Raw genomic sequence first — 22979 nt, forward strand, 5'->3', positions numbered from 1 at the left:
CCCGGCCCTATCAGTATTGCGCAGTGATGTTGAAGAAGACCCGCATGTCCTTGTCGCCCTCGGTCGCGACGCGGCGGGTCAGCGGCTTGTCGATCTCAAGCGTCGCGAACAGCCGTTCCACGAGGCTGGCGCGCACGCCGCCGCCCACCGAGACCAGCGAATTGCGGCTGTTCTGCTCCAGGCTGGAGCGGTTCCACACCTCGCCGCCATCGACGAAGCCGTAGATCTGGACGGCCTGCGCGAAGGCGTTCTCCGGCACCACCGGCGTGTAGCGCAGCTCCAGCGACCCGGCCCAGCCGCTGTCGCCGGAGATCTCGCCCTCGTCGAAGGCGCGGCCGTAGCTCGGCCCGCCCAGCGCGATCTGCTCGCTGGCCAGCAGCGGCGTGCCGGCGGCCTGCATGGTGGCCGTCGCGAGGATGCTGAAGTTGGCCGGCAGCTGCTGCACGCGGGTGATGTCGGCGGTCAGCTTGGTGAAGTCGCTGCGCCCGCGCTCGCGCGAGGCGTAGGCGGAACCCAGCTTCGTCGCGTCGAGGATGTCCAGCCCCTGGTGCACGAGGCCGCGCACCGCGGTGATGCCGTCCCAGCCGTCCGTCCGGTCGTAGCTGAAGCCGCCGCGCAGGATGCGCAGGCGGTCGCGGTTGAAGCGGTCGCCGGAAATGTCGGTGTTCACGTCGCGGTATTCGAACTCGCCGACGGCCCGGAGGTTTTCCAGGCGCGAGCGGATCACCGGGTAGCTGAGCGTGCCCACGCCAGCTGCCACCCAGCTTTCCACGTCCAGCGGGTCGAGCGTCAGGCCGGGCCGCGACTTGGAATAGGAGCCGGTGGCGGAGAAGGTCAGCCCGTCGCCGGTCACCAGCGCCTGATAGCCGGCGCCGACCGACCAGGCCCGCGATGCCGGCGAGGACACGCGCCCGCTGAGGTTCACCGTGTCGGCGTTCGGCCCGAAGGAGTTCAGCGCCGCCGTCGCGGTCGTCTGGGCGGTGCCGAGATAGGGCGTGTTGCGGTTGCTGACCGACACCAGGGCGTCCACCGCCTTGCGGTCCGTCTTCACCACCACCACCGAGGCGCCGAGCGTGTCCGGCGCCGGCTCCAGGCTGGCGCGCACGGTCAGGCCGGCAAGGTCGTTCGCCAGGAGAAGGCGGCGCTCGACCTCGGCGACGTTGATCGGCTTGACGCCGCGCAGCGGCTCCACCAGCCGCTTCACCGCGACGAGCGCCGGGCCGATGTCGTCGGGATAGGTGATGTCGGACACGAAGCCCTCGACCACCTGGAGGCGGAAGGTGCCGTCCTCGATCGTCTGGGCGGGAACGATGACCCGGCTGGTGATGAAGCCGTCGTTGCGGTAGCGGAACTCGATGTCGTTGGCGATCTTGAACAGGTCCGCCACCGACACCTCGCGGCCCAGCAGGTCCTGATAGGCGGTCTTCAGGCTGTCCTGGCTGTAGGCGGTGGCGCCCTCGATCGTGACGCCCCGCAGCGTCAGGCGGTAATTCTCGGCCCCCGCCGGGGCTTCCGCCGCCGGAGCCTTCGGCACGGTCACCGCACCGCCCGGCACGGAGGGCAGCGGCATCACCGGGCGCGGCGCCTCCGGACGGGGTTCCGCGCCCGAGGGGAGCTGCGCCGGCAACTGTTGAGCGAATGCAGGAGCCACGAATCCAGCAAGAATAGCGCTTGCTGCGACGCACGCCCACCTTGACGCTTTTTTCTTATCCATATCTTTTTTAAGGACAGGGATTGAAGGGGCGGCTTTGGTGGACAAATTCATGGGACCGATACCTTCGCGCGATGGTCGTTGCTAACTTTTGATTAACGAAGACCCCGTCGGATCTCCATCTGAGGTAGCTATTTCTATCATACGATTTTGGAGATGGTGTTAGTCCTAGTTTGTCGGAATTTGTAACATTCATAACCTTGTCATGAGGACTTCCGGAGCGGCGAGCCGCAACCTGACATAGGTCCTCGCACGCGCCGACCTCACGCCGACCCGCGCGTTTTCAAGGTCATGGATGGCAGGATCATCGCGTTGGGCGCGTGGGCGGGCCGTGTTCGGCGCCCTGATCCCTGACACGTTTCCACCCTGAGTTCACAGCCCGTCCAGCAAGCAGACGGACAGGAAAAAAGGCCGGTTCGGCGAGGAACAGGTTATTGAAATCCGGCGCGAACACGGGAGCAGCGCGAGGGGACATCCATCCGGCGGACGGCGACGCGCGGCGGTCCGGCGGCGGCGAGGGCCCGGCGGCCGAAGACGCTGGTGGGCACGAAGACCCGCCGGATTTGTCTTCTGGCCGCGACGATGCGCGACGGCGCCGCGCTCAGGCGTCTCGCCGCAAGAAACTGACGACGCCCATGGCGGGACGGGCGGCTGTGGCTTGTGCGCGGGCCGAGCGCGGAATCAGCGAGTGGCGGAGGGTGCGCCCTTATTCGGGCTCCCGCAGGGACTTCGCTCCCTTGGCGCGCCGGGTGCGCGCCGGCTTGTCGCTCTTGGCCCCGTCGTTCTCAGGGTGATCGTCCGCGCTGCCGTTGCGGCGGTAATGCTCGTAGGACTTGTCGATGTGCTGCTTCATCAGCCGCTCGGCCTCCTCCGGCTGACGGCGCTCGATGGCTTCGATGATCGCATCGTGCTCGTTCGCCGCGGCGTGCATGCGGCCATCCTTGTACGTGGCGTGCTGATGCGAGAAGCGGAGCACATCCGGCCCCATCAGGGCGATCAGCGAACGGAGCAGATTGTTGTTGGTCGCCTCCGCGACCTTGAGGTGGAAGAGAAGATCCTCCTCCAAGGTGTAGGCGTTGGCTTCCGCCTGCTCGCGCATCCGCCGCTGGGCCTTGCGGATCTCGTCGATCTGGCCGCTGTGCGCGCGCTCCGTCGCCAGACGGGCGGACAGGGCCTCCAGGGCGCCGCGCACCTCGATCAGCATCTCCGGGCTGGTGTCGTCCGCGTTGAGGATGTTGTTGATCAGGCCGAGCAGCACATGCTCGCTGAGATTCTCCACCACCGTGCCGCTCTGCGGCGAGGTGCGGACGATCCCGAAGAATTCCAGGCGGCGGAGCGCCTCGCGCACCGTGCCGCGGCTGACGTCGAAACGCTCGGCCAGCACCCGTTCCGCCGGCAGCTTCTGTCCCGCCTTGATGATGCGGCGCGCGATCAGGTCGCTGATCTGTTCGATGATGATGTCGGGTGGGCGCCGGACCTTGATTTTCTGCAGGTGGCGGGAGACGTCGAATTCGGGATCATCCATGCCGCTCTCCGGTCGCTGAACTGGTTCGCTGGTACGCAGCGGTTCCAGTTCTTTAGGCATCCGTGGCGGACAAGTCAACCGCACGCCTGGGCAGAAAGGGGCTGCCGCCACCAATCGGCGGCATGGCACCGGCCCTCCCCGCGCGTGTCTCAGCGAGAGAAAGACGGGTCGTCGGGTTCGTAAAAATAGCATGGAACCACGCGGCGCAAGGTGGCGATCGTCCCGGCCACGCCGTCGAGGTGGCTGGCCATCAGCGCGGCGGCCCGGTCGGGCTCCCGCGCGGCGATGGCCGCGACCATGGCATCATGCTCCTCGATGGCCGGTCCCATGCTCCCGAAGACCAGCAGGCCGAGGCGGCGGCAGCGGTCGATCTGCGCCTTGATCCGCCCGACGGTGTCCCAGAAGCCAGGATGGCCGGCAACCTCGGACAGCAGGGCGTGAAACGCCTCGTCCGCCGCGTGGAAGCCGTCGATGTCACCGGCCGTCTCGCAGGCGCGCTGCCGTTCGACGGACGCGCGCAGGCGCGCGATCTGATCGGGCGTCGCCCGGCGGGCCGCGTAGCGGACGACGCGGGTTTCGAGGGCCTTGCGCATTTCCCCGGCCTCCGGCAACGCCCGCAGGGGAATGCGCGCCACCCGCATCCCTTGATGGTGCGGGTGGCGCTCGACCAGCTGTTCGTCGGCCAGCCGGTTGATCGCCTGCCGAACCTTCGGGCGGCTGGCGCCATAAGCCTCGGCAAGGGGACGCTCGGCGAGCGTCTCGCCCGGCCGGCGGCGGAACGAGACGATGGCGTTGCGCAGATCCCGGTGGATCATGCGGGAGTCGGCATGCCAAGGCCGCGACGGGGTCGGCTTCATTCTGGTCGGACCTGTTCCGATGGGACCGGCTACTCCCATCCGCCCGCAACGTGGGGGCGGACGGGGGAGCGCCGTTGCGCGATCAGTAGATGGCCATGAAGCCGCCATCGACGAAGATCAGCTGGCCGTTGACGAAGTCGGAGGCCGGGGAGGCCAGGAACACCGCCGTCCCGACCAGATCCGTCGGGTTTCCCCAGCGCCGCGCCGGCGTGCGCTTCTTCACCCAGGAATCGAACTCCTCGTTCTCGATCAAGGGCTTGTTCATCTCGGTGACGATGTAGCCCGGACCGATGGCGTTGACCTGGACGTTGAACTCCGCCCACTCCGCGGTCATCGACTTGGTAAGGAGGCGGATGCCGCCCTTCGCCGCGGCGTAGGGCGCGACGGTGACGCGGGCCTGTTCGCTGGTCAGGGAGCCGATGTTGATGATCTTGCCCGCCCGCCGCGCGACCATGCGGCGGCCCGCCTCGCGGCCGACGAGGAAGGCGCTGGTCAGGTTGGTGTCGATGACCTTGCGGAAATCCGCCACCGGGAAATCGACCAGCGGGCTGCGGATCTGGATGCCGGCGTTGTTCACCAGGATGTCGACGGTGATCCCCTGCGCGTCGAGATCGGCGAAGGCCTTCGTCACCGCGTCCTCGTCCGTCACGTCGAAGGCCGATTCGTGGACGGTGTAGCCCTTGTCGCGCGCCCTGGCCGCGGCGTCGGCCAGGGCGGTGGGGTTGATGTCGCTGAGGATGATCGCGGCGCCGGCCTTGGCCAGCCCTTCGGCGATGGCGTTGCCAAGGCCGCGGGCCGATCCCGTCACGAGCGCGGTCTTGCCGGTCAGGTCAAACATGGTCGTCATGATGGCGGGTCTTTCGTTGAAATGCTGCCGGTTGAAAGCTGCCGGTCAGAGGCTGCTGCGGCGGACGCTCAGGTCGGGGCGCTCGAAGACGGCGGGCAGGAGTTCCGTGCCGAGGCCCGGCCCTTCCATCGGCAGGACGTGGCCGTCGACGATGCGCGGCACTTCGGTGACCAGCTCCGTGTACCAGCCCGTGTAGAAGGCCCGGACCGATTCCTGGATCAGCGTGTTCGGGTTGGACAGCGAGGAGTGCACGGCGGCGACGTAGGCCACCGGCCCGGTGCAGTCGTGCGGCGCGTAGGGGCGATGGTAGGTGTCGGCGAGCGCGGCGATCTTGCGCCCTTCGGTCAGCCCGCCGGTCCACACCAGATCGGTCATCACCACACCGATCGCCCCGGCCTCCAGCATGTCCTTGTAGGGGAAGCGCGAGCCCAGCGTCTCCGACGCGCAGATCGGCACGCTCGTCGAGCCGGCCAGCTCGGCCAGCGCGTTGACCGAGTTCATGCGGATCGGGTCCTCGTACCAGGTCGGCTCGTAGTCCTCGAGGACGCGGGCGATCTTCTTGACGGTCGGCAGGTTCCACAGGCAGTGGAACTCGACCATGATCTGCATCCGGTCACCGACGGCCTTGCGGATCTTCTCGAAGGGCTCGACCGCGCGCTTCATCTGCTCGGCGGTGATGAAGCGCCCGTCGTTGGCGATGGCCGCGGGGTCGAACGGCCAGATCTTCATGCCGGTGATGCCCTGCTCCAGCAGGCTCTCGGCGAGCCGGCCGGCGTCGGTCATGAAACCGTTGAGGTCCTCGTAGGGACCCTCGCTGGAGCCGAGGTTCCAGGTGTCGACCGGCTTGATCTTGTTGGACCGCACGTAGCCGTAGCCGGCGCAGGTGTTGTAGACCGGCACCCGGTCGTGGCAGAGGCCGCCCAGCATCTGGTGCACCGGCTGGCCGCACACCTTGCCGAGGATGTCCCACAGCGCGAGGTCGATGGCCGACGCGGCGCGGTACTCGGCGCCGGTCGAGGATTGCGCCATCGGCAGGTTCACCAGCTCGCGGGCGTGGGCCTCGATGCGCAGCGGGTCCTTGCCGAGCAGGCGCGCCGCCAGGACATCGTGAATGTGCGCCTCGACCGCGCCCGCCCCGTAGAAGGTCTCGCCGAGCCCGACGATTCCGGCGTCGGTGTGGACGCGGACCCAAACGACGTTGGAGAACTCCTCCGTCCTCAAGGTTTCCAGTTGCGTGATTTTCATTGGTCACTCGCAAAGCTCTTGCGGACGTCCGCAAGCGGTCGGTTCCATGGCGGACCCGCCGGAGGGACGGGTCCGTCGGAAGGGCTCGGTCCGGGGATCACCCGAAGATGATCTGCACCTTCATGTTCCGGCTGCGGTCGTGCGCCGCGTCGAACGCCTCGGCGGCGGATTCGAACGGGAACTGCGCGGTGGCCAGCGGCGACAGGTCGACGCCGCCGGTGGTCAGAGCGGCGACGGCCCAGCCGAACTCCTCGTGGAAGCGGAAGGAGCTTTTCAGCGTCACCTCCTTGGCGAGCAGCCGATTGAGCGGGATCGGGGTGAGGCCCGGCGCCAGCATGCCGACCTGGACGACCACGCCGCCGGGCCGCGTGCTGAGGACGCAGGTCTCCACCGCCCTGGCGCTGCCCGACGCCTCGAAGCTCACGTCGAAGCAGCCGCGGTCGGCCTGCCAGCGGCTGGGCGTCTCGTTGTCGGACAGGACGTTGACCGTCTCATGGGCGCCGACCTTGGCGGCGATCTCCAGGGCGTTGTCGGACAGGTCGGTGATGGTGACGTGGGCGGCGCCCCCCCGCCGCGCGGCGACCGCGATCAGGCAGCCGATCGGCCCGGCGCCGGTGATCAGGACGCGCCGGCCGAGCAGGCTGCCGGCCTGCGCCACCGCGTGCAGGGCGACGGCGAAGGGCTCGGCAAAGACCAGATTGCTGTGGCGCGTGTCCTGCGGAACCGGGAAGCACTGGAAGTCGCGGACCACCAGCGTTTCGCGGAAAGCGCCCTGGACGTGGGGGAACCGCGAGGCGCTGCCGAAGAAAACCATGTTGGCGCACAGGTTCTCCCGGCCGCCCAGACAGTGCGGGCAGGTGTGGCAGGGCTTGCCGGGGTTGACGGCGACGCGGTCGCCGACCTTGGTCCGGGTGACCTCCGGCCCGACCTCGACGACGTCGCCGCTGATCTCGTGGCCCAGCACCATCGGCTCCCGGACGTTGAAGTCGCCGACGCGCCCCTCGAAGAAGTAGTGCAGATCGGACCCGCAGATCCCGCCTGCGGCAATCTTGACCCGGACCTCGCCGGGACGCAGGGACGGCTCGTCCAGCGCTTCGAGGCGGAGATCCTTTTGTCCGTGCAGAACACAGCCGCGCATCTGATGTCTCCTGAAGGGGGGCCGGCGCGTCGTCGCGCCTGGAACCGCGTGAGATGTTGATCGAGGGGGAACGGTGGGCCCCGGTCCCGTCCGGTCCCGGCAAAATCCGCTGCCGTGGTTCCAGAGAACCAAACTGCAAATTGGTATACTGGTTCAATAGCTACGACCGACGCACCGGCTTGTCAACACGAAGAGTGAGGATCGCGCGCATCGTCCCAAGGCTTGTGGGGCATTGCCCCTCCGCGCAGAGCGCACTCCACTCCGAGCCGACAATCCGTTTATCAAGCTGCATCAGAGACTTGCTGTGGTCTTGGCGATGCCCCCGCGAGTCCGGCGGAGCGCGATGCCCGGCGCCGGCCACCCGTCCGTCACGCCGACGAGACGCGCGCGGGCCGAAGGAAAGCGCTTTCTGCTGGAACACGCTGCGACCGTTAGCCGCACGACCTCGCAACATTTCGCATGCCCAGCGTTATGCTGTTGACAGGCGACGGCGCGCTGTCCTATCCAATGATTCAGAAGACCAGTGTACCAATATCCCAGAAACGTCGGCATCGCGGTCCTGCGGGAACCGCCGGGAGTTGGGAGGCCTCGCAGGGGCCGCAATGGCGGACCCCGCGACGCATGGCTTCCCGAACGCGGAACGGTCAGGGCCGGGCGGCGGGGGAACGGGTCGGACAATCGGTTTCACCGACGGCGCTGCGCCGTCACCAAACGATGCCGAGTGAAAAATTTCTAGAGGGAGTCATCTGCGCCATGCCCAACGGGACATCACAGGCCGGCGACCGCGACGGCGTCGCACGACCGCCACACCCACTGCGCGTCGTCATCGCCGACGCCAACTTCGTGCCTCACCGCGCGCTGATGGAGGCGCAGCTTCCGGCGGACAGCGTCGTCTCCTGGCATCCGGCCTTCGACGAAGCGGCGGTCGCGGCCGATCTGGCGGGCGCCGACGTCTTCGTCGGCCCGCGCTTCACCGCCGCGATGGGGGCCGCGGCCGACTCCCTGCGTCTCGTCCATGTCGGCGGCGCCGGCTATGACGGCATCGACACCGGGGCCCTGCCCGACGGCGCCGTCTGCGCCAACACCTTCTGCCATGAATCCTCGATCGCCGAATATGTGGCGGCGACCAGCGTCGTCATGCGCCGCCAGTTCCTGCAGCAGGACCGCGCGCTGCGCACCGGTCATTGGGATTCGTCGGTCTATGAATCGCAGCGCTGTCAGCTGAACTCCCTGGCCGGTGCCACCGTCGGAATCGTCGGCTACGGGCACATCGGGTCGCGCACCTGGCAGCTCATGCGCGCGTTCGGCGCGGCGGGCGTCACGGTCACGCCGCGTCCGGTCGATGTGGAACGGGAAGGGCTGCGCTGGGCGGCCGGCATCGACGGGCTCGGCCGGCTGCTGGCCGAGAGCGACGTCGTCGTGCTGTGCCTGCCGCTGCGGCCGGACACCCGCCACCTGATCGACGCCGCGCGGCTGGCCGCGATGAAGCCCGACGCGCTGCTCGTCAACGTCAGCCGCGGCCCGCTGGTCGATCCCGAAGCGCTGTACGAGGCGCTCAAGGAGCGCCGCATCGGCGGCGCCGTCATCGACGTCTGGTACCAGTACCCGGCCGGCGGCGCCCACGCCCAGCCGTCGCCGCTGCCCTTCGCCTCGCTCGACAACGTCCTGATGACGCCGCACATCTCCGGCGTCACCCGCCAGACCTTCGAAGGCCGGGTGCGGGACATCGCCGCGAACATCGGTCGCCTCGCCGCCGGCGAACCGCTGCGCAACGTGGTCTTCCCCCGCTAGGACCGCCCGTCCCGGCCGGACCGGTTCGCCGATTTTCCGGCGGACCGGGGACGGCCCGCGACGCCCCCCTTCATCGCCCTGCACGGCCGGACCCGTTCCCCCCGTGGGGCGCCCCACGACCGCGTGCCGCGCGTCGCGTGCCATCATCACTCCACCCTTCCGGTGGTTCGTGAAGGAAGCAGCCTATGACCGAGATATCCAGCACCATCGCCCAACCGGGCACCGCCGCCCAGGACACAGCCACACAGGACACGGCCCCCGCCGACGCCGCCAACGTCCGACGGGCCGCCCTTGCCGGCCTGATCGGCACGATGCTCGAAAACTTCGACTTCGTGATCTACGGCACGGCGTCCGCCCTGATCTTCAGCAAACTGTTCTTCCCGACGATCTCGCCGGCGGCGGGGATCATCGCCAGCTTCGGCGCCTACGCGATCGGCTTCCTGGCGCGGCCGCTCGGGGGGCTCTTCTTCGCGCATTACGGCGAGAAGTACGGCCGCAAATGGGTGCTGGTCACGACGCTGTTCCTGATGGGCGGGGCGACCTTCGCCATCGGCTGCCTGCCGACCTATGAGACGGCGGGCATCTGGGCGCCGCTCCTGCTGGTTCTCTGCCGCTTCCTGCAGGGCTTCGGCGCGGGCGCCGAGCAGTCGGGCGGCGCCACGCTGCTGACCGAGACGGCCCCCCTCGGCCAGCGCGGCCGGCTCTCGTCGCTGATCATGGTGGGTGCGGCCTTCGGCACGGCGCTGGGCGCCATCGCCTGGATCGGGGCCCAGCAACTCCCCACCGACATGCTGATGAGCTGGGGCTGGCGCGCCATCTTCTGGAGCAGCATCCTCGTCACCATCGCCGCCTTCATCATCCGGCTGAAGCTCGCCGAGAGCCCGATCTTCATCGAGCTGAAGAAGAAGGTGGACGTCAAGAACCAGGCCCCGCTCAAGGTCGTCGCAAAGCACGGCAAGAAGAACGTCGTCAAGGTGATCCTGATGAACTGGGGCGTGTCGACGCAGTCCTACATCTATCAGGTCTTCATGATCACCTATCTGGTGAGCGTGGTGGGCGTCGACACCCACTTCATCCCGCCGGTGCAGCTGGCCGCCGCCATCGCCGCGTCCTTCGCCGCCTTCCTGACCGGCATGCTGTCCGACCGTTTCGGCCGTCGCCGCATGACCCTCGTGCTGACCGGCCTGCTCACCGTCACGCCGTTCCTGGTCTTCCCCGGCCTCAACACCGGTTCGCCGGTCCTGATCACCGCGATCATCGTGTTCGGCTACATGGTCGCAGCCCAGGGCGTGACCGGGGTGCACATGAGCTTCTTCCCCGAGATCTTCGGCAGCCGCTACCGCTACGCCGGGGTGACGCTGGGCCGCGAATTCTCGTCCATCATCGGCGGCGGCATCGCCCCGCTGCTGAGCGCCGCGCTGCTGGCTTGGTACGCCAACTCCTGGGTCCCGGTGGCGATCTACATGGCCGTCACCATGCTGGTCTCCTTCCTGGTCACCTATTCGCTGCCCGAGACGCTCAACCGTGACCTGAGCACGCCGACGGACGCCGAGTGGGGCGAGGCCCGGCCGTCCGAATCCCGCGCCTGACCGGGGCGTAATCCACGAACCGGGGCCGCCCCTCCGACCAGGGGAGCGGCCCCGAACGTCCGACCTTCGGCGCGTCCAAGCCAAGCGGAGAGGCAGCATCATGAATTCCCATCACAAACCGTTTCGCATCGTGGGGGCCTACGCCGCCCAGCCGGACACCGCGGCGGAGCGCCAACCCTATCTGGAGGGCGTCCTGTCCCTTCCCGGCGTCGACGGCCTGGAAATCTCCTGGGGGGCGCCCGGCTGGGACGAGGATGAGCGGATTCTGGCCGCGCTGTTCGACAGCCGTGGCGCGCAGGGGCGGCATGTGCTGACCCTGATCGGTGCGGCCGCCAGCGCGGCGGCGGCGGACCCAAGGGTCGGGCTGGCGTCCACCGATCCGGCCGGGCGTGCCCGCGCCATCGAACTGGTTGCCGCGGCCCACCGGGCGCTCGCGGGCTTCGCGGCGCGCGGGCAGCGCATCCTGGCCGTCGAGGTCCACGCCTTCCCGACCCTTCCGCCGGCGGCGGCCGAAGAGGGGGGCCATGCGCTGGAAACATCGCTTTGGGAGATCGCCTCCTGGGACTGGGGCGACACGACGCTCGTCGTCGAACATTGCGACGCCCGCCCCATGGCCGGGCCTTGGCAGAAGGGCCTGCTTCCCCTCGCCATTGAGAGCGCCGCGGTGACGGCCGCCGCCGCCGGGGCAAGGACGCCCCTGGGCATGGCCGTGAACTGGGGACGCTCCGCCATCGAGGAGCGGGACGCGACGGCCCCCGAGCGGCACGCACACCAGCTGCGCTCGGCCGGGCTGCTGCGTGGGGTGATGTTCTCCGGCGCGACCGGCGATGACGGTTCCTATGGCCCGGCCTGGAGCGACGTGCATCCGCCGCTGCGCGAACAGGTCGCCGAGTCCGTGATGGAGCGGGGCCATGTCGCGGCGACGCTCGAAGCCGCCGGGCCCGATCTGCTCTATGAGGGCGTCAAGGTGGCCGTTCGGCCCCGGCAGGCCGCCATGGCGGACCGCATCGCCCTGATCCGCGGCACGCTGGATGCGGTCGACGCGGCGCGTTCGGCGCGCTGACCGTCTGCCGGTGCCTGCCGCCGCCTCATCACCGTTTTCCCGGGCGAGCCAGGCTTATCCGACGGTCCGGGAAACGGGGACCGCCTCCCGGCGCAAGGCGTTCAACAATATCCCGATCGTGGTCCCGTTGTGCAGCACGGCGGTGCCCACCGGGGACAGCAGGCCCAGCGCGGCGGCGCCGAGGATCGCGCTGTTCAGCCCGACGGTCAGGCGGTAGTTGCGGGCGATCAGCGCCAGGGCGGCGTTCGCCGTTTCCTTGGCGTCGGCCACCCGCTCGATCCGGTCCTCCAGAAGCGCCACGTCGGCGGTCAGGCGGGCGATGTCGGCCCCCTTTTGCATGGCGATGCCGACATGGGCGCCGGCCAGCGCCGGGGCGTCGTTGATGCCGTCGCCGACGAAAGCGATGCGCGCGCCGCCGCGGCTGAGATCCTCGATGATGCGGGCCTTGTCGGTGGGCAGCAGGTCGGCGTGGAAGCCGTCGAGGTGCAGCTCCGCGGCCAGCTCGGCGGCGCGGTCGCGGTGGTCGCCGGTCAGCATCAGCACCCGCTTCACCCCGGCCCGCCGCAACCGCGCGATGGTCGCGGCACTGGCCGCGCGCACGCTGTCCTTCAAGGCCAGCACGCCGACCAGCACCCCGCCGAAGCCGATGAACAGCAGCGTCTTGCCGTCGCGGTGCAGCGCGTCGATGGCCTCGCGGTGGGCCGTGGTGTCGATGCCCTCGTCGTCCTCGATGAAATGGCGGGACCCGACGACGATGCGCTTGCCGTCGATGACGCTGGCCACCCCGTGGGCGACGATGAACTTCACCTCCTGGTGGTCGAAATGGCGGTTGTGCGTCTCCTTGGCGGCGTTGACCACGGCCATCGCCAGCGGGTGGAAGTAATGCTCCTCCACCGAGGCGGCGAGGCAGATCAGGTCGTCGGGGCTGAAGGTCGGGTCGAAGGCGATGGAATCGGTCACCTGCAGGTCGCCGGTGGTCAGCGTGCCGGTCTTGTCGAAGATCACCGTGTCGGCCTGGGCCAGCCGTTCCAGGGCGTTGGCGCCCTTGATCAGGATGCCCGCCTGCCCCGCGCCATACATGGCCGACTTGAAGGCCACCGGGGTCGCCAGCTTCAGCGCGCAGGAGTAGTCGGCCTGCAGCACCGACGCCGCGCTGCGCCAGTCGCCGGTCATCAGGAAGGAGCCGCCGGCCAGCTTCAGCACCGTGGGAACCAGCCGGTCGGCCAGCCGCGCCGCGTCGAGCTGCGCTTCGCTCTTGGCGGTCAGCGACTGTTCGACGTAATCGGCGATGCGGGCGGCGGCGGTGTGGCTGCCGACATGCTCGGCGTAGACGACCAGCCGTCCCTCCTCCATCAGCGTGCCGGACAGGACGGTGGAGCCGCGCTGCTTGACCACCGGGGCGCTCTCGCCGGTCATGGCGGCCTCGTTGACGGTCGCCTCTCCGCTCAGCACCGTACCGTCCACCGGGATCACCGTCCCGGCGCCGATGACCACGCTGTCGCCGACCAGGACGGTGTCGGCGGGCACCTGGATTTCCACGCCGTCGCGCAGCAGCCACACCTGATCGCTCGACGGGCGCAGCAGCCGCTTCAGCAGCGCGTCCGACCGGCGGGCGATGGAGTCCTCCATATACTCGCCGAGCGCCAGCATGAAGACGGTGGTGTTGGCCGCGGTGAAATCCCGCCGCGCCAGGGAGATCGCCACCGCCGCCGCTTCCAGCACGTGCGAGTTGACGCCCTCCCGCCCGTAGATCGCCATGCCTTCGCGCAGCATCGGCAGGGCGACGGCCAGCGACAGCGGCAGGCGCAACGGCATGGGCAGCAGGAAGCCGCCGGCCAGCGTGGCGAGGCTGCGGACCAGCGTCGCACCGTGATTGTCCCCGCCCTCCGCCGCCGGGGCGGGCGGCGCCGGTTCGGGAATCGGCAGGGCGGCCAGCGCGAGGCACAGCGCCGTGGCGTCGGTCACCGCCGGATCGTAGCGGACGGCCAGCGACCGCGCGGCGCGGCTGGCCCGAACCGACGTCACGCCGGCGACCGCCTCCACCACCCGGTGCAGGGTCACCGCGTCGTTGGGGGCGCCGGGACGGCAGGCGTAGCGCAGCCGGATGCGCCCCGGAACCCGATGGACCGGCTCCAGCCGCAGGAACCAGGGCAGGCCGCTCATAACGCTCCGGCCTGTTCCGCCTCCAGCTCGGCCTGGAGGTCGGCCATCTGCTCCTTCATCTCGGCAAGGCCGCCGGCGAGGTTGCCGTACAGCTTCAGGCCGGACTTCACGATCTTGCCGCGCAGTTCCTCGTCGGACAGCACATAGGCCGCCGCCGCCCCGACCAGCAGCCCGACCAGGAACTGTTCGGACCGGCGCGACGGCAGCAGGCCGGTCAGCCCGCCGAGAAGCCCCTGCCCCCGCGCCGCGTTGGCGCCCATCGGCGTACCGCCGGCGGCCATGGCGGCTTTGTACTGGCGCTGCTGCTTCTTCAGCTTCTTCAACGCCTTCTTGGTCTTCTTAGCCATGGGGGTCCTCGTGTTTCGGCCGTTCTTGCGGCGACTCGTCCGCCGGATTCAGCAGATGTTCGATCATGACCACGCCCGCCGCCCCGGCGGCGACCGCCAGGGCGAGGCGCGCGTAGTCGCGGGTGCGCAGGGCGTCGGCGGCGACGCTGGCCGCGGCCAGCGCCGCACCGCCCTGCAGGCCGTGGCGCAGGATGGTGCGCGGCGCGGGGGGCTCGGCGCCCGACACCCAGCGGTCCTGGACGGCGGTCAGCAGGCCGGTCGCCACCATGCCGCGCGTGAAGTCGGCGGCGAGCGTGCCGGAGCCCGGCGCCTTGCCGCGCCACTTCGCGCGCTTCACGCGGCCCCCGGTGCGGCGGAGGGCGGCGCCTCAGACTTTGCCGGCTCCGCCACATCGTCCTTTGCGGGCTCCGCCTCGGCGGGCGCCGCATCCACCGGGGCTTCCTCGACCGGCGCCGCCGCCGCGTCCACCGGCGTGGCGAGGCGGGAGCGCAGACCGGCGGAGGTCCGCTCGATGGCCAGCAGGCCGGTGACCGCGGCCTCGCGCACCGCGGTCTGGGCCTTGCCGGCGCCCTCGCGGGCGGCGGCCTTCACATCGACCGACGTGAGGTCGGCGATCTTGGGATCGGCCTTGGCCTTGGCGGATTTCATCATCCGGACGCCGATGGCCCCGGCGATCACGCCGGACGCGAATGTCAGAAGCGGCAGCATCATGGTCTCCTTTCCGGCGCACCGCCCGCAAGGCCGGCGGTGGCGATGCGCAGCAGCGTCCCGGCCGCCGCGCTGGCTTCCCCGCGCAGCAGATCCGGCCACGCCGAGGGCGGGATCACCGTGGGGTCGTATTCGATGGTGCAGGAGCGGGCGAGCGGGTTCAGCGCGACGGAGCGGATGCCCTCCGCCCCGGTGAGCGCCCGGTGCAGCGCCCTGGCGTCGTCGGCCAGCGCCGCCAGACCGCGCTCCGCAGCGCCGTCGAGCTTCAGCCGCACCCGGCCCGGAATGTGGTGCGCGATGGTCAGGGCGGCGGCCAGCCGGCTCAGGAATTCATCGGGCATGCTCGGTTTTCGATCGGTCATTGGAGGCGGACAGTCATTGGAAGAGGCGTTTGCGCTGCACGGTCATGTGGACGAGCATGAAGGCGACGAACAGCGTGCCGAATCCGGCGTGGACGCGCTTGCCCACCCCCAGTGCCGCCAGGGTCGCCGCCATGCTGCCCATCATCCCGATCTTGGCTGCGCGGTTGATCCGCCATTTCAGCTCCGGAGCGGCCGGCTTGCTGTCCGCGACGGGGGCCGGGGCGTCCGGCGGCGGTACGGCCTCAGCGGGGTGCAGAACTGCCGACAGCAGTTCCTCCACCCGGGACCGGGCGTCATCCGGCGTCAACACGGCAGGGTCGTAGCTCAGCAGGACGCTGCCCACCGCCGGGTTGCTCTCGGTCACCCGGACGGCATCCAGGGACTCCAGGCGGCCCAGCGCCTCCTGGAAACGGTCCGTCCGGCGCAGCAGCGGGTGGCGGACGCGGATGCGCCCGGGCACCGCCGATGCGATGGGAGAGGTCCGTCCGGTCATTGCCCGTTCTCCTGCGTCAGCCGCGGTCCGCCCACACGGCCGGGGGCATTCCATGGTTGCGCAGAATATCCATAAATTCACAATGGTGAAACATTTCCTCGGCTTCATGCACAGGCGCCAGACGCAAGGCGGCGTTGCGGAAAAACCGCGTCCTCACCCAAGAAGTGCAGGGAACGGAGCGCAGAGCAGCGCCGCAGGACCGAGCCGCAACGCCGCCCGCGGCGCGTGGGGCAGCAGCAGGACCAGCGCCGCAGCGGCCACCGTCAGCAGCCCCAGCCAAGCCGGAATCCCAATCGCCCACCCCCATGCCGTCACCGTGGGCGGCAGCGACAGCGCGAGCCCCAGCCATCCCGCCCACCCCAGCAGGCGGCTGGTCCGTGCGGAGGGACGGCGGGCGAAAACCTGCTCGTGATGGCGGTCCATGGCGAGCGCCAGGGCGAGCAGCCCCGCGTAGGCGACGCACAGCGACGACAGAATCATGTCAGTTCCTCGACAACCGCCCCGGCGGGCAGGACGGGGGCAGGCACCGTCTTGCCGGCGAAGGCGTTCCGCCCGACCTTGCGCGCGGCCAAGCCCAGCAGCAGACCGACCGCCAGCGCCGTCAGGTCGAAGCCGGCCAGCAGCCAGTTCCCCGCCGGCAGGCTGTTGCCCAGATGGCCGGGGGCGGTGGCGAGGTTCAGCACGGGCAGCAGGGCGAACAGCGCCGCACCGGCCCCCAGCTGCTCCGCCCAGCCGCGCCGCGACGGGCGCAGGGGGGCGTGCAGCAGGGCGGCGGCCCAAGCCAGGAAGAACACCCCGATCTCCCAGCCCGCGCGCTCCCCCAGCCCCGCCGGCAGCAGGCGGTTGGCCCAGAAGTAGGCGGCGACGGCCAGCGGCAGGCCCGCCACCACGCCGATGTTCAGCCGGTCGGCCAGCCGGTGCCCGAACGGCTCGGGACCGTTCCCCCAAGTGTCCGCCCAGCCGCGCTGCGACCGCCGCTTGACCACCCAGAGGATCAGTCCGCTGCCCACCATCACCGTCCCGGCGACGCCGGAGACGAAGAACAGCCAGCGCATGCCCGGCCCGGCGAAGCGCGCCAGATGCAGCCCCATCAGGTAATTGCCGGTCGCCATGGCCGCCGGCTGCGGGTCCGCTGCCGGGACCTCCAGCGCCCGCCCGGTCACCCCGTCGAACAGCAGCCGTTCCGTCGCGGCGCCGCGCCCGATGGAGTCGGACTCCGCCGGCCGCAGCTCGATGGTGGCGTTGGCGCGACCGGGGTTGGTGACGGTCAGGCTTCCCACGCCGCCGCGGTCTGCCCAGCGCCGGTCCGCCTCGGCGAGCAGCGGCGCCACCGGAGTCAGTGGGGCGGCCTGCGGCGCCGGACGCGGCGGGGGCGGCGCGCGGCGGAAGCCGCTTTCGGCGAAATAGGCCTGCCGATTGCCGTCATAGGCGAGATCGACCGCCCAGGGCATCAGCATGGTCATGAACAGCAACAGGCCGGAATAGGTGATCATCAGGTGGAAGGGCAGCGCCAGCACCGCCGCCGCCACATGCCCGTCCATCCAGGAGCGCAGCGCCGACTTCTCCGGCCGGAAGGTGAAGAGGTCCTTGAAGATACGGCGGTGGGTGATGATGCCGCTGACGATGGCGACCAGCATCGCCATGGTGGCGATGCCGACGATCCAACGGGCGATCTCGCGCGGCATCCCGTACAGCTCGAAATGGAAGCGGTAGAGGAAGTTGCCGCCCGCCGTCTCGCGCGGCTCCAACACCGCGCCGGTCCCGGCGTCGAGCGTGGCGCGCTTCAGCGCCGCGCGGTCGTTCGGCTTGGCGTCCGCCGGGCGCCAGGAGACCGACACCGCGGGCGACCGCTCGCCGGGCAGCGCGATGGTCCACTGCGCCGCGTCGGGAGCGAGTTGGCTCATGCGCTCGACCGCCCGCTCGGCGGTCCCGGCATCGGGGATGGAACCGTGAAGTTCCGGCTGCATCCAGACCGTCACCTCCTGCCGGAAATAGGCGATGGTGCCGGTCAGGAAGACGGCGAACAGCAGCCAGCCGAGCAGAAGCCCCGACCAGCTGTGCAGCCACGCCATGGACTGACGGAATCCGTCCTTCATGACGGCGCCCCCGATTGCAGGCCGTGCAGCAGCCAGGTTCCGCCGCCCAGCAGCAGCGTCGGCGCCAGCAGGCCGGGCCACACCCGCCGCGTCCCGACGGAGAAGGCCCAGACGAAGGCCCCGGCGTGGATGGCGAAGGACATCATGGTGGCGGTGTAGACCGCCTCCGCCCGCGGCATCGGAAGCGCCAGGGCCAGGAACATCGCCGCCACCGCCGCCAGCGCGTAGCCGCCGACGATCCCGGCAAGGCTGCGGGACGCCACGTCCAGGCGGCGCAGCCCGTCCGGCCCGAACCTGAGCCGGGAAGGGAGAGTGGTCATCAAAGGAATCACCCAAGCGTTCAGGACGGTCCGCCGCGCGGCGCCGGGGTTGCTCCGGCGGCAAGCGGGAGGACCGACCCGGCTCCCGCGTCACGCTCGCTGGTCATCATCGCGGAAACACGGCGGAGCGTCCATAGAAATGCGAATGACTCGCATTCTCTAGAAAGGAGCGCTGACGGTACGCCCGACCCCAAATATGTGGAATTCTGCAAAAAACAGTTTTGAGTCGCATAGAAAAGCCGCAAACTATACTATGCAAGTAGATTTTATATGAGCGACCCATGCGCGCCCCGATGTCCCGCATCGCCCCCGCCGTGAGCTTCGGCCTGACCACCCTGTCCATTGGCACGCTGTCCACGTTGCTGCTGTGGAGCGTCATGGCGCAATGGCCGCATTGGACCCGCCATGGCGAGCCGCTGGCCTGGTTCAACGTCGGCTATGGGCTGGAACGTCTGGGCCTCGATCTGGCCTGGGTGGAGGCGTGCCGCGCCGACCCGTCCTGGCAGACGTTCCATCGCGCCGCCAGTTGGGTTCTCGGCAGCAACCTGACGGTCGGTCTGCTGGTCGCGGCGGCGGTGCTGATCCCGCTGTCGGTCTGGGGGGCGAACGCCGTCGAGCGCACGCTCCTCCGCCACTCCTGAGCGCGAGTTCCGTCAAGGTTGCCCCCACCCCGGCCCTCCCCCGCTCACGCAGGGGAGGGAGATTAGTCCCCTCCCCCGCCCAGCGGGGGAGGGTTAGGGTGGGGGCAACACGCCTCCCACCTACCAGCTCCCGGCAAGGCCCAGCAGTTCCAGCGCCCGGTGGCGCAACTCCACCAGCACCGGGTCGTCGCGGTGGCGGGGATAGGGGCGGTCGACGGCGATCTCCGCCTTGATGCGGGCCGGGCGCTCGCTGAACACGATGACGCGGGTGGCCATCAACAGCGCCTCCTCCACGTCGTGGGTCACCAGCAGGGCGGTGAAGCCGGCGCGCCGCCACAGCGCGACGATCTCGCCCTGCATCTGGATGCGGGTCAGGCTGTCCAGCTTGCCCAGCGGCTCGTCCAGCACCAGCAGGCGCGGGTCGTTGACCAGCGCGCGGGCCAGCGCCGCGCGCTGCGCCATGCCGCCGGAGAGCTGGTGCGGGTAGGCCTTGGCGAAGCCCTCCAGCCCGACCAGCCGCAGCGCCTCGTCCACGCGGTTGCGCCGCTGGCGAAGCACGCCCTGCGCCTCCAGCCCCAGCGCCACATTGTCCCAGACGGTGCGCCAGGGGTAGAGCGTCGGGTCTTGGAAGACCACCACCCGCGACGGGTGCGGCCCGGTGATCGGCAGCCCGTCGGCCAGAATCCGGCCCGAGCGCGGCGGCTCCAGCCCGGCGACCAGCCGCAGCAGCGTGGACTTGCCGCAGCCCGACGGGCCGAGCAGCGCCACGAACTCGCCCGGCTTGGCGTGCAGGCCGACCGTATCCAGCACGGGCAGCGGCGCACCGTGCAGGTCGAAGGCGTGGCTGACGCCCTGGACCTCAAGCTCCAGACCGGCCGGCAACTCCTGTTCCAGCGCTACCATTTCAGCAATCCCTTCTGCCAGGCGAGCAGCCGGTCGCGCGCCTTGAACAGCAGCGTGACGAGGCTGGAGCACACCAGCGCCATCACCAGCAGCGCCGCGTACATGTTGGCGTAGGCCGCCCAGCCCTGCGCCCATTGCAGGTACCAGCCGAGCCCGGCCTTGACCCCCATCATCTCCGCCACCACCAGCACCGCGAAGGAGGCGCCGAGCCCCATGAACAGGCCGACGAAGACGTGGGGCATCGCCGCCGGCACCGCCACCTTCAGCACCAGGAAGCGCGAGGACGCGCCCAGCGTGCGGGCGATGTCGTAATAGGCCGGGTTGACGCCGGCGACGCCCGACCAGGTCAGGATGGTCACCGGCACGCCGGTCGCCAGCGCGATCAGGAAGACGCTGGCGCTCCAGCTCGACGGGAAGGCGAAGAAAGCGATGGGCAGCCACGCCGTGGCCGGCAGCGGCCCGATCAGTCGCAGCACCGGATGCACCCAATAGCCCACCGCCCGCGACCAGCCGATGGACACCCCCGTGACGAAGCCGACGAAGGCGCCGATCCCGTAGCCGAGCAGCAGCAGTTGCAGCGACGCCACGGTGCATTCCAGCAGCCGGGGCCACTCGTCCAGATACACCTCCAGCAGCGCCTGCGGCGGCGCGAAGAAGGGGCGCGGCAGCAGGTCGAGCTTGGCGGTGACCAGCTCCCAGCCGATCACGCCGAGCGCCAGCACGACCAGCCAGGGGGCGGCGGCGCGCAGCCGTTCCCCCGCCGCGCCGAACAGGCGCAGCATCGGCACGGCGAAGGCCAGCGCACCGCCGACGACCGCGAGCAGGCTGGCGAACTCGCCGGTGCGCACCCATTCCTCGCCTTCCGGCCACAGGGCGGTCAGAGCGGCGGCGGCCAGCCAGGCGGCGCTGGCCGCCAGCCCGCCCAGCCAGAGGCGCGGGGCCGTGGGGGAACGGTTGCGCTCCCCCGTCAGCACCGCGGCGTCATCGAGGCTGCTCATCTCAGCCCAGCACGTCGGCGTAGACGCGGTCGGCGAACTTTGCCGTGTCCGTGCTTTGCTTGAAGACCTGGACGCTCTTCAGTTCCTCCGCGTAGAGCGCGATCTCGCGCTTGATGTCGGCGCCCACCGGGTTGTGGTCGTGCGTCTGGCTGGAAAGCTGGGCGGCGAGGTCCTCGATGCTGCTCTTGGGCGAATATTGCTGGTAAACCTTGGCGGCCTCCACCGGGTTGGCGGCGGCGTAGTGCTGCGCCTCGAACACGGCGCGGGTCACCGCGGCGGCGGCGGCCTTGTCCTCGCGCAGCAGGCTGCCGCGCGCGCCGAGCACGCAGCAGACGCGGTTGGCGAATTCGCCCGACAGGTTGGTGGAAATCTCGACCAGAGTGCCGGACTTCAGGAAGTTGTAGGTCACCGGGTCCCAATGGGCGACGGCCTGCGCCTCGCCCTTGTCGACCGCGATGGCCAGCAGGTCGCCGGGGAAGACGCGCCATTCCACGTCCTTGTTCGGGTCGATCCCCTGCTTGGCGAGCTGGATGGAGAACAGGTGCTTGGCCGGGCTGGACAGGTCGCTGATCGCCACCGTCTTGCCCTTCAGCCCGGCAAGGCTGGTGATGCCGCCGTTCTTGGCGGCCAGCAGGCGCATGCAGCCGCCGTGCACGCCCGCGATGATGCGCACGTCGAAGCCCTGCTCCAACGGCTTCAGCCAGCGCAACGCCATGCCGTGGCCGATGTCCGCCTTGCCGGTGGCGAGCGCCTCCAGAAGCTGCTCCGTCGTGCCGGCGAAGTTGACGAACTCCACATCCAGCCCGTGCTTCTCGAAAAAGCCGTTGTGCTTGGCCACGGCGACCGGAGCACCGCACACCGCGCCGGTGTTCCAGGCGAGCTTCAGCGGCTTCAGCGCGGCCGGCGTCGGGGCGGCGACCAGCCGGGACGCCACGCCCGCGAAGGGCAGCGCCACCGCGCTTGCCGCCGCCAGCTTCAGCAGCCCGCGCCGCGAGGCCGCCAGCGTCGAAATTCCCGAACCGTTCCGATGCGTGCTCATGGTCGTCGTCCTTCGATCAAGGCGTATTCACTTCTAATGATTGTGAATACATGAATTTCATGGACTATATTCAACGGCTTCGCTCTATAATGTCAACCTATGAAGTAGAGAATTACGCCACGGAGGGCTCCCATGATCACCGCCATCGTCCGCTACCGCCTGCCCGCCGCGATCGGACGGGAGGAATGCCGGGCGCATTTCCTGTCGATCGCGCCGGGTTTCGGCGATGTGCCCGGCCTGATCCGCAAGCAGTTCATCTGGAGCGGGACCGGCACCGCCGGGGGCGTTTACCAGTGGGAAAAGCGGGAGGACGCCGAGCGCTTCTACCAGGGGCCCTGGCTCGACGGCATCCGGACGCGCTACGGCACCGATCCGGAGATCGAGTATTTCGAAACCGTCGCGGTCACCGACAACCCGGGCGGGGTCGTGTCGATACCGGATTGAACGCGCAAGCGCCGCCCATCGCTGAAACGGCCGGCGGCGAGATCCTCGCCGCCCCCGTCGCCAACCGCCCGGCGTCCCGGAGCAAGCAATGCTGTCGCGGCGTTGTTTTTTAAAATTGACATCTGTATTTTAAAATATGGATGAAACCTGCTGTTCCGGCACCCTCTTTACTCACTTTCCGACAAATCGTAACGTTTCTTGGTGAATTTTTTCTTTCCAAATTGCGCGAGCGGAGACCGCTGACGGCCGGGCCCGCCCGCTCCGCCACCCCGCCCCCTTGGCCTTGATGTGAAAGCGCGTTTCAAACGCGGCCGCGGTGATTTTCTTCTGGTGCCCCGCCCCGAAATCGCCTACAAGCGGCTTCCCGCTGCAAGGCGGCGACAGGAGTGTAGCTCAATTGGTAGAGCACCGGTCTCCAAAACCGGGGGTTGGGGGTTCGAGCCCCTCCACTCCTGCCATTCGACACAGGTTTCGAATGGCTCCGCGCACGGCAGCGCACCTTTCCTGAATTGTAGAAATCCGGAAACACTCTTCGCCATCGGGGCCGAAGATCCTGTATTCTTGGTTAATAGATCTTCACCCTTGTTCTTCCGAACGGGCTGATCCTCCGCGGCGTTACTAGCCGCCGTCCCTTCCTTTGATGCCAACCGATAGACGCGAGGTGCCCGGACGCGCGCGTATAGCCATGCCTTGATTATC

Annotated in this window: 23 protein-coding genes and 1 tRNA gene; 6 read left to right on the plus strand and 18 right to left on the minus strand. The window is 69.3% G+C overall.

Annotation, left to right across the window (positions count from 1 at the left end):
• Positions 1 to 10: 10 nt before the first annotated feature.
• The 6 genes from ACWPN5_RS27500 to ACWPN5_RS27525 all read right to left on the minus strand — a co-directional run bounded on the left by ACWPN5_RS27500 (position 11) and on the right by ACWPN5_RS27525 (position 7323).
• Positions 11 to 1570 carry a ShlB/FhaC/HecB family hemolysin secretion/activation protein gene (locus ACWPN5_RS27500; RefSeq protein WP_247888214.1) on the minus strand — a complete coding sequence of 520 codons (1560 nt, stop codon included), beginning with the start codon at positions 1568 to 1570 and terminating at the stop codon, positions 11 to 13.
• Between the two features lie 847 nt (positions 1571 to 2417).
• On the minus strand, positions 2418 to 3236 hold the full coding sequence (locus tag ACWPN5_RS27505) for a FadR/GntR family transcriptional regulator (RefSeq protein ID WP_200476574.1): 819 nt from the start codon (positions 3234 to 3236) through the stop codon (positions 2418 to 2420).
• A gap of 149 nt (positions 3237 to 3385) precedes the next feature.
• The gene (locus ACWPN5_RS27510; protein ID WP_492298549.1) at positions 3386 to 4051 is read right to left on the minus strand and encodes a GntR family transcriptional regulator; all 666 of its coding nucleotides are present in this window, start codon (positions 4049 to 4051) and stop codon (positions 3386 to 3388) included.
• Between the two features lie 124 nt (positions 4052 to 4175).
• Complete coding sequence (locus ACWPN5_RS27515; RefSeq protein ID WP_492298550.1) at positions 4176 to 4940, minus strand: SDR family oxidoreductase; 765 nt, start codon at positions 4938 to 4940, stop codon at positions 4176 to 4178.
• Positions 4941 to 4985: 45 nt separating this feature from the next.
• Complete coding sequence (locus ACWPN5_RS27520; RefSeq protein ID WP_145681981.1) at positions 4986 to 6185, minus strand: mandelate racemase/muconate lactonizing enzyme family protein; 1200 nt, start codon at positions 6183 to 6185, stop codon at positions 4986 to 4988.
• 97 nt (positions 6186 to 6282) lie between these two features.
• Positions 6283 to 7323: an L-idonate 5-dehydrogenase gene (locus tag ACWPN5_RS27525; protein ID WP_492298551.1), complete on the minus strand. Its 1041-nt coding sequence runs from the start codon at positions 7321 to 7323 to the stop codon at positions 6283 to 6285.
• 753 nt (positions 7324 to 8076) lie between these two features.
• On the opposite strand from ACWPN5_RS27525, the gene ACWPN5_RS27530 reads away from it, so the two are divergent.
• The 3 genes from ACWPN5_RS27530 (at position 8077) to ACWPN5_RS27540 (ending at position 11766) form a co-directional block, all read left to right on the plus strand.
• Positions 8077 to 9114: a 2-hydroxyacid dehydrogenase gene (locus ACWPN5_RS27530; protein WP_492298553.1), complete on the plus strand. Its 1038-nt coding sequence runs from the start codon at positions 8077 to 8079 to the stop codon at positions 9112 to 9114.
• 185 nt (positions 9115 to 9299) lie between these two features.
• Positions 9300 to 10703, plus strand: coding sequence for an MFS transporter (locus ACWPN5_RS27535; RefSeq protein ID WP_492298554.1), 1404 nt, complete (start codon positions 9300 to 9302; stop codon positions 10701 to 10703).
• Positions 10704 to 10803: 100 nt separating this feature from the next.
• Complete coding sequence (locus tag ACWPN5_RS27540) at positions 10804 to 11766, plus strand: DUF4862 family protein (protein WP_492298555.1); 963 nt, start codon at positions 10804 to 10806, stop codon at positions 11764 to 11766.
• A 54-nt stretch (positions 11767 to 11820) separates the two neighbouring features.
• Here the strand turns inward: ACWPN5_RS27540 and ACWPN5_RS27545 are convergent, their stop codons facing one another.
• From ACWPN5_RS27545 to ACWPN5_RS27585, 9 genes are all read right to left on the minus strand, one after another.
• Positions 11821 to 13929 carry a heavy metal translocating P-type ATPase gene (locus tag ACWPN5_RS27545; protein ID WP_492298557.1) on the minus strand — a complete coding sequence of 703 codons (2109 nt, stop codon included), beginning with the start codon at positions 13927 to 13929 and terminating at the stop codon, positions 11821 to 11823.
• Positions 13926 to 14276: a YtxH domain-containing protein gene (locus tag ACWPN5_RS27550; protein WP_492298559.1), complete on the minus strand. Its 351-nt coding sequence runs from the start codon at positions 14274 to 14276 to the stop codon at positions 13926 to 13928. Before ACWPN5_RS27550 ends, ACWPN5_RS27545 begins: the two co-directional genes overlap by 4 nt.
• Positions 14269 to 14613, minus strand: coding sequence for a hypothetical protein (locus tag ACWPN5_RS27555; protein ID WP_492298560.1), 345 nt, complete (start codon positions 14611 to 14613; stop codon positions 14269 to 14271). Before ACWPN5_RS27555 ends, ACWPN5_RS27550 begins: the two co-directional genes overlap by 8 nt.
• A complete protein-coding gene (locus ACWPN5_RS27560; protein ID WP_492298562.1) occupies positions 14610 to 14987 on the minus strand; it encodes a hypothetical protein in 378 nt (125 codons plus the stop codon). Before ACWPN5_RS27560 ends, ACWPN5_RS27555 begins: the two co-directional genes overlap by 4 nt.
• Entirely contained in the window at positions 14984 to 15325 is a 342-nt protein-coding gene (locus ACWPN5_RS27565) for a cation transporter (protein ID WP_200476583.1), read from the minus strand. The genes ACWPN5_RS27560 and ACWPN5_RS27565 overlap by 4 nt, the downstream gene beginning before the upstream one ends.
• 34 nt (positions 15326 to 15359) lie before the next feature.
• The gene (locus tag ACWPN5_RS27570; RefSeq protein WP_492298564.1) at positions 15360 to 15839 is read right to left on the minus strand and encodes an HMA2 domain-containing protein; all 480 of its coding nucleotides are present in this window, start codon (positions 15837 to 15839) and stop codon (positions 15360 to 15362) included.
• A 153-nt stretch (positions 15840 to 15992) separates the two neighbouring features.
• Positions 15993 to 16319, minus strand: a complete 327-nt coding sequence (locus ACWPN5_RS27575; protein WP_492298566.1) for a DUF3325 domain-containing protein — start codon at positions 16317 to 16319, stop codon at positions 15993 to 15995.
• Positions 16316 to 17935 (minus strand): PepSY-associated TM helix domain-containing protein, encoded by a 1620-nt coding sequence (locus ACWPN5_RS27580; protein WP_492298568.1) that lies wholly within the window; start codon positions 17933 to 17935, stop codon positions 16316 to 16318. The genes ACWPN5_RS27575 and ACWPN5_RS27580 overlap by 4 nt, the downstream gene beginning before the upstream one ends.
• Positions 17932 to 18255, minus strand: coding sequence for an iron transporter (locus ACWPN5_RS27585; RefSeq protein WP_492298569.1), 324 nt, complete (start codon positions 18253 to 18255; stop codon positions 17932 to 17934). Before ACWPN5_RS27585 ends, ACWPN5_RS27580 begins: the two co-directional genes overlap by 4 nt.
• A gap of 281 nt (positions 18256 to 18536) precedes the next feature.
• On the opposite strand from ACWPN5_RS27585, the gene ACWPN5_RS27590 reads away from it, so the two are divergent.
• The gene (locus ACWPN5_RS27590; RefSeq protein ID WP_145681994.1) at positions 18537 to 18896 is read left to right on the plus strand and encodes a hypothetical protein; all 360 of its coding nucleotides are present in this window, start codon (positions 18537 to 18539) and stop codon (positions 18894 to 18896) included.
• Positions 18897 to 19016: 120 nt separating this feature from the next.
• On the opposite strand, the gene ACWPN5_RS27595 is transcribed toward ACWPN5_RS27590, so the two are convergent.
• Genes ACWPN5_RS27595 through ACWPN5_RS27605 form a run of 3 tightly spaced genes read right to left on the minus strand, consistent with a single transcriptional unit; the run spans position 19017 to position 21836 of the window.
• Positions 19017 to 19799: an ABC transporter ATP-binding protein gene (locus tag ACWPN5_RS27595; protein WP_492298570.1), complete on the minus strand. Its 783-nt coding sequence runs from the start codon at positions 19797 to 19799 to the stop codon at positions 19017 to 19019.
• Positions 19793 to 20797 carry an ABC transporter permease gene (locus ACWPN5_RS27600; protein ID WP_492298572.1) on the minus strand — a complete coding sequence of 335 codons (1005 nt, stop codon included), beginning with the start codon at positions 20795 to 20797 and terminating at the stop codon, positions 19793 to 19795. The genes ACWPN5_RS27595 and ACWPN5_RS27600 overlap by 7 nt, the downstream gene beginning before the upstream one ends.
• 1 nt (position 20798) lies before the next feature.
• Entirely contained in the window at positions 20799 to 21836 is a 1038-nt protein-coding gene (locus tag ACWPN5_RS27605; protein WP_492298573.1) for an ABC transporter substrate-binding protein, read from the minus strand.
• 132 nt (positions 21837 to 21968) lie between these two features.
• Between ACWPN5_RS27605 and ACWPN5_RS27610 the strand changes: the two genes are divergently transcribed.
• Both ACWPN5_RS27610 and ACWPN5_RS27615 read left to right on the plus strand, forming a co-directional pair.
• A complete protein-coding gene (locus ACWPN5_RS27610; RefSeq protein ID WP_492298575.1) occupies positions 21969 to 22280 on the plus strand; it encodes a hypothetical protein in 312 nt (103 codons plus the stop codon).
• 382 nt (positions 22281 to 22662) lie between these two features.
• Positions 22663 to 22738 (plus strand) — tRNA-Trp (locus ACWPN5_RS27615).
• Positions 22739 to 22979: the final 241 nt, after the last annotated feature.

The sequence above is a fragment of the Azospirillum sp. UENF 211521 genome, assembly GCF_058780535.1.

Coding starts and splice junctions, on each gene's coding strand:
- ACWPN5_RS27500 (WP_247888214.1), bottom strand. CDS start 1,570: ATGCCGCTGCCCTCCGTGCCGGGCGGTGCGGTGACCGTGCCGAAGGCT.
- ACWPN5_RS27505 (WP_200476574.1), bottom strand. CDS start 3,236: ATGGATGATCCCGAATTCGACGTCTCCCGCCACCTGCAGAAAATCAAG.
- ACWPN5_RS27510 (WP_492298549.1), bottom strand. CDS start 4,051: ATGATCCACCGGGATCTGCGCAACGCCATCGTCTCGTTCCGCCGCCGG.
- ACWPN5_RS27515 (WP_492298550.1), bottom strand. CDS start 4,940: ATGACGACCATGTTTGACCTGACCGGCAAGACCGCGCTCGTGACGGGA.
- ACWPN5_RS27520 (WP_145681981.1), bottom strand. CDS start 6,185: ATGAAAATCACGCAACTGGAAACCTTGAGGACGGAGGAGTTCTCCAAC.
- ACWPN5_RS27525 (WP_492298551.1), bottom strand. CDS start 7,323: ATGCGCGGCTGTGTTCTGCACGGACAAAAGGATCTCCGCCTCGAAGCG.
- ACWPN5_RS27530 (WP_492298553.1), top strand. CDS start 8,077: ATGCCCAACGGGACATCACAGGCCGGCGACCGCGACGGCGTCGCACGA.
- ACWPN5_RS27535 (WP_492298554.1), top strand. CDS start 9,300: ATGACCGAGATATCCAGCACCATCGCCCAACCGGGCACCGCCGCCCAG.
- ACWPN5_RS27540 (WP_492298555.1), top strand. CDS start 10,804: ATGAATTCCCATCACAAACCGTTTCGCATCGTGGGGGCCTACGCCGCC.
- ACWPN5_RS27545 (WP_492298557.1), bottom strand. CDS start 13,929: ATGAGCGGCCTGCCCTGGTTCCTGCGGCTGGAGCCGGTCCATCGGGTT.
- ACWPN5_RS27550 (WP_492298559.1), bottom strand. CDS start 14,276: ATGGCTAAGAAGACCAAGAAGGCGTTGAAGAAGCTGAAGAAGCAGCAG.
- ACWPN5_RS27560 (WP_492298562.1), bottom strand. CDS start 14,987: ATGATGCTGCCGCTTCTGACATTCGCGTCCGGCGTGATCGCCGGGGCC.
- ACWPN5_RS27565 (WP_200476583.1), bottom strand. CDS start 15,325: ATGCCCGATGAATTCCTGAGCCGGCTGGCCGCCGCCCTGACCATCGCG.
- ACWPN5_RS27570 (WP_492298564.1), bottom strand. CDS start 15,839: ATGACCGGACGGACCTCTCCCATCGCATCGGCGGTGCCCGGGCGCATC.
- ACWPN5_RS27575 (WP_492298566.1), bottom strand. CDS start 16,319: ATGATTCTGTCGTCGCTGTGCGTCGCCTACGCGGGGCTGCTCGCCCTG.
- ACWPN5_RS27580 (WP_492298568.1), bottom strand. CDS start 17,935: ATGAAGGACGGATTCCGTCAGTCCATGGCGTGGCTGCACAGCTGGTCG.
- ACWPN5_RS27585 (WP_492298569.1), bottom strand. CDS start 18,255: ATGACCACTCTCCCTTCCCGGCTCAGGTTCGGGCCGGACGGGCTGCGC.
- ACWPN5_RS27590 (WP_145681994.1), top strand. CDS start 18,537: ATGCGCGCCCCGATGTCCCGCATCGCCCCCGCCGTGAGCTTCGGCCTG.
- ACWPN5_RS27595 (WP_492298570.1), bottom strand. CDS start 19,799: ATGGTAGCGCTGGAACAGGAGTTGCCGGCCGGTCTGGAGCTTGAGGTC.
- ACWPN5_RS27600 (WP_492298572.1), bottom strand. CDS start 20,797: ATGAGCAGCCTCGATGACGCCGCGGTGCTGACGGGGGAGCGCAACCGT.
- ACWPN5_RS27605 (WP_492298573.1), bottom strand. CDS start 21,836: ATGAGCACGCATCGGAACGGTTCGGGAATTTCGACGCTGGCGGCCTCG.
- ACWPN5_RS27610 (WP_492298575.1), top strand. CDS start 21,969: ATGATCACCGCCATCGTCCGCTACCGCCTGCCCGCCGCGATCGGACGG.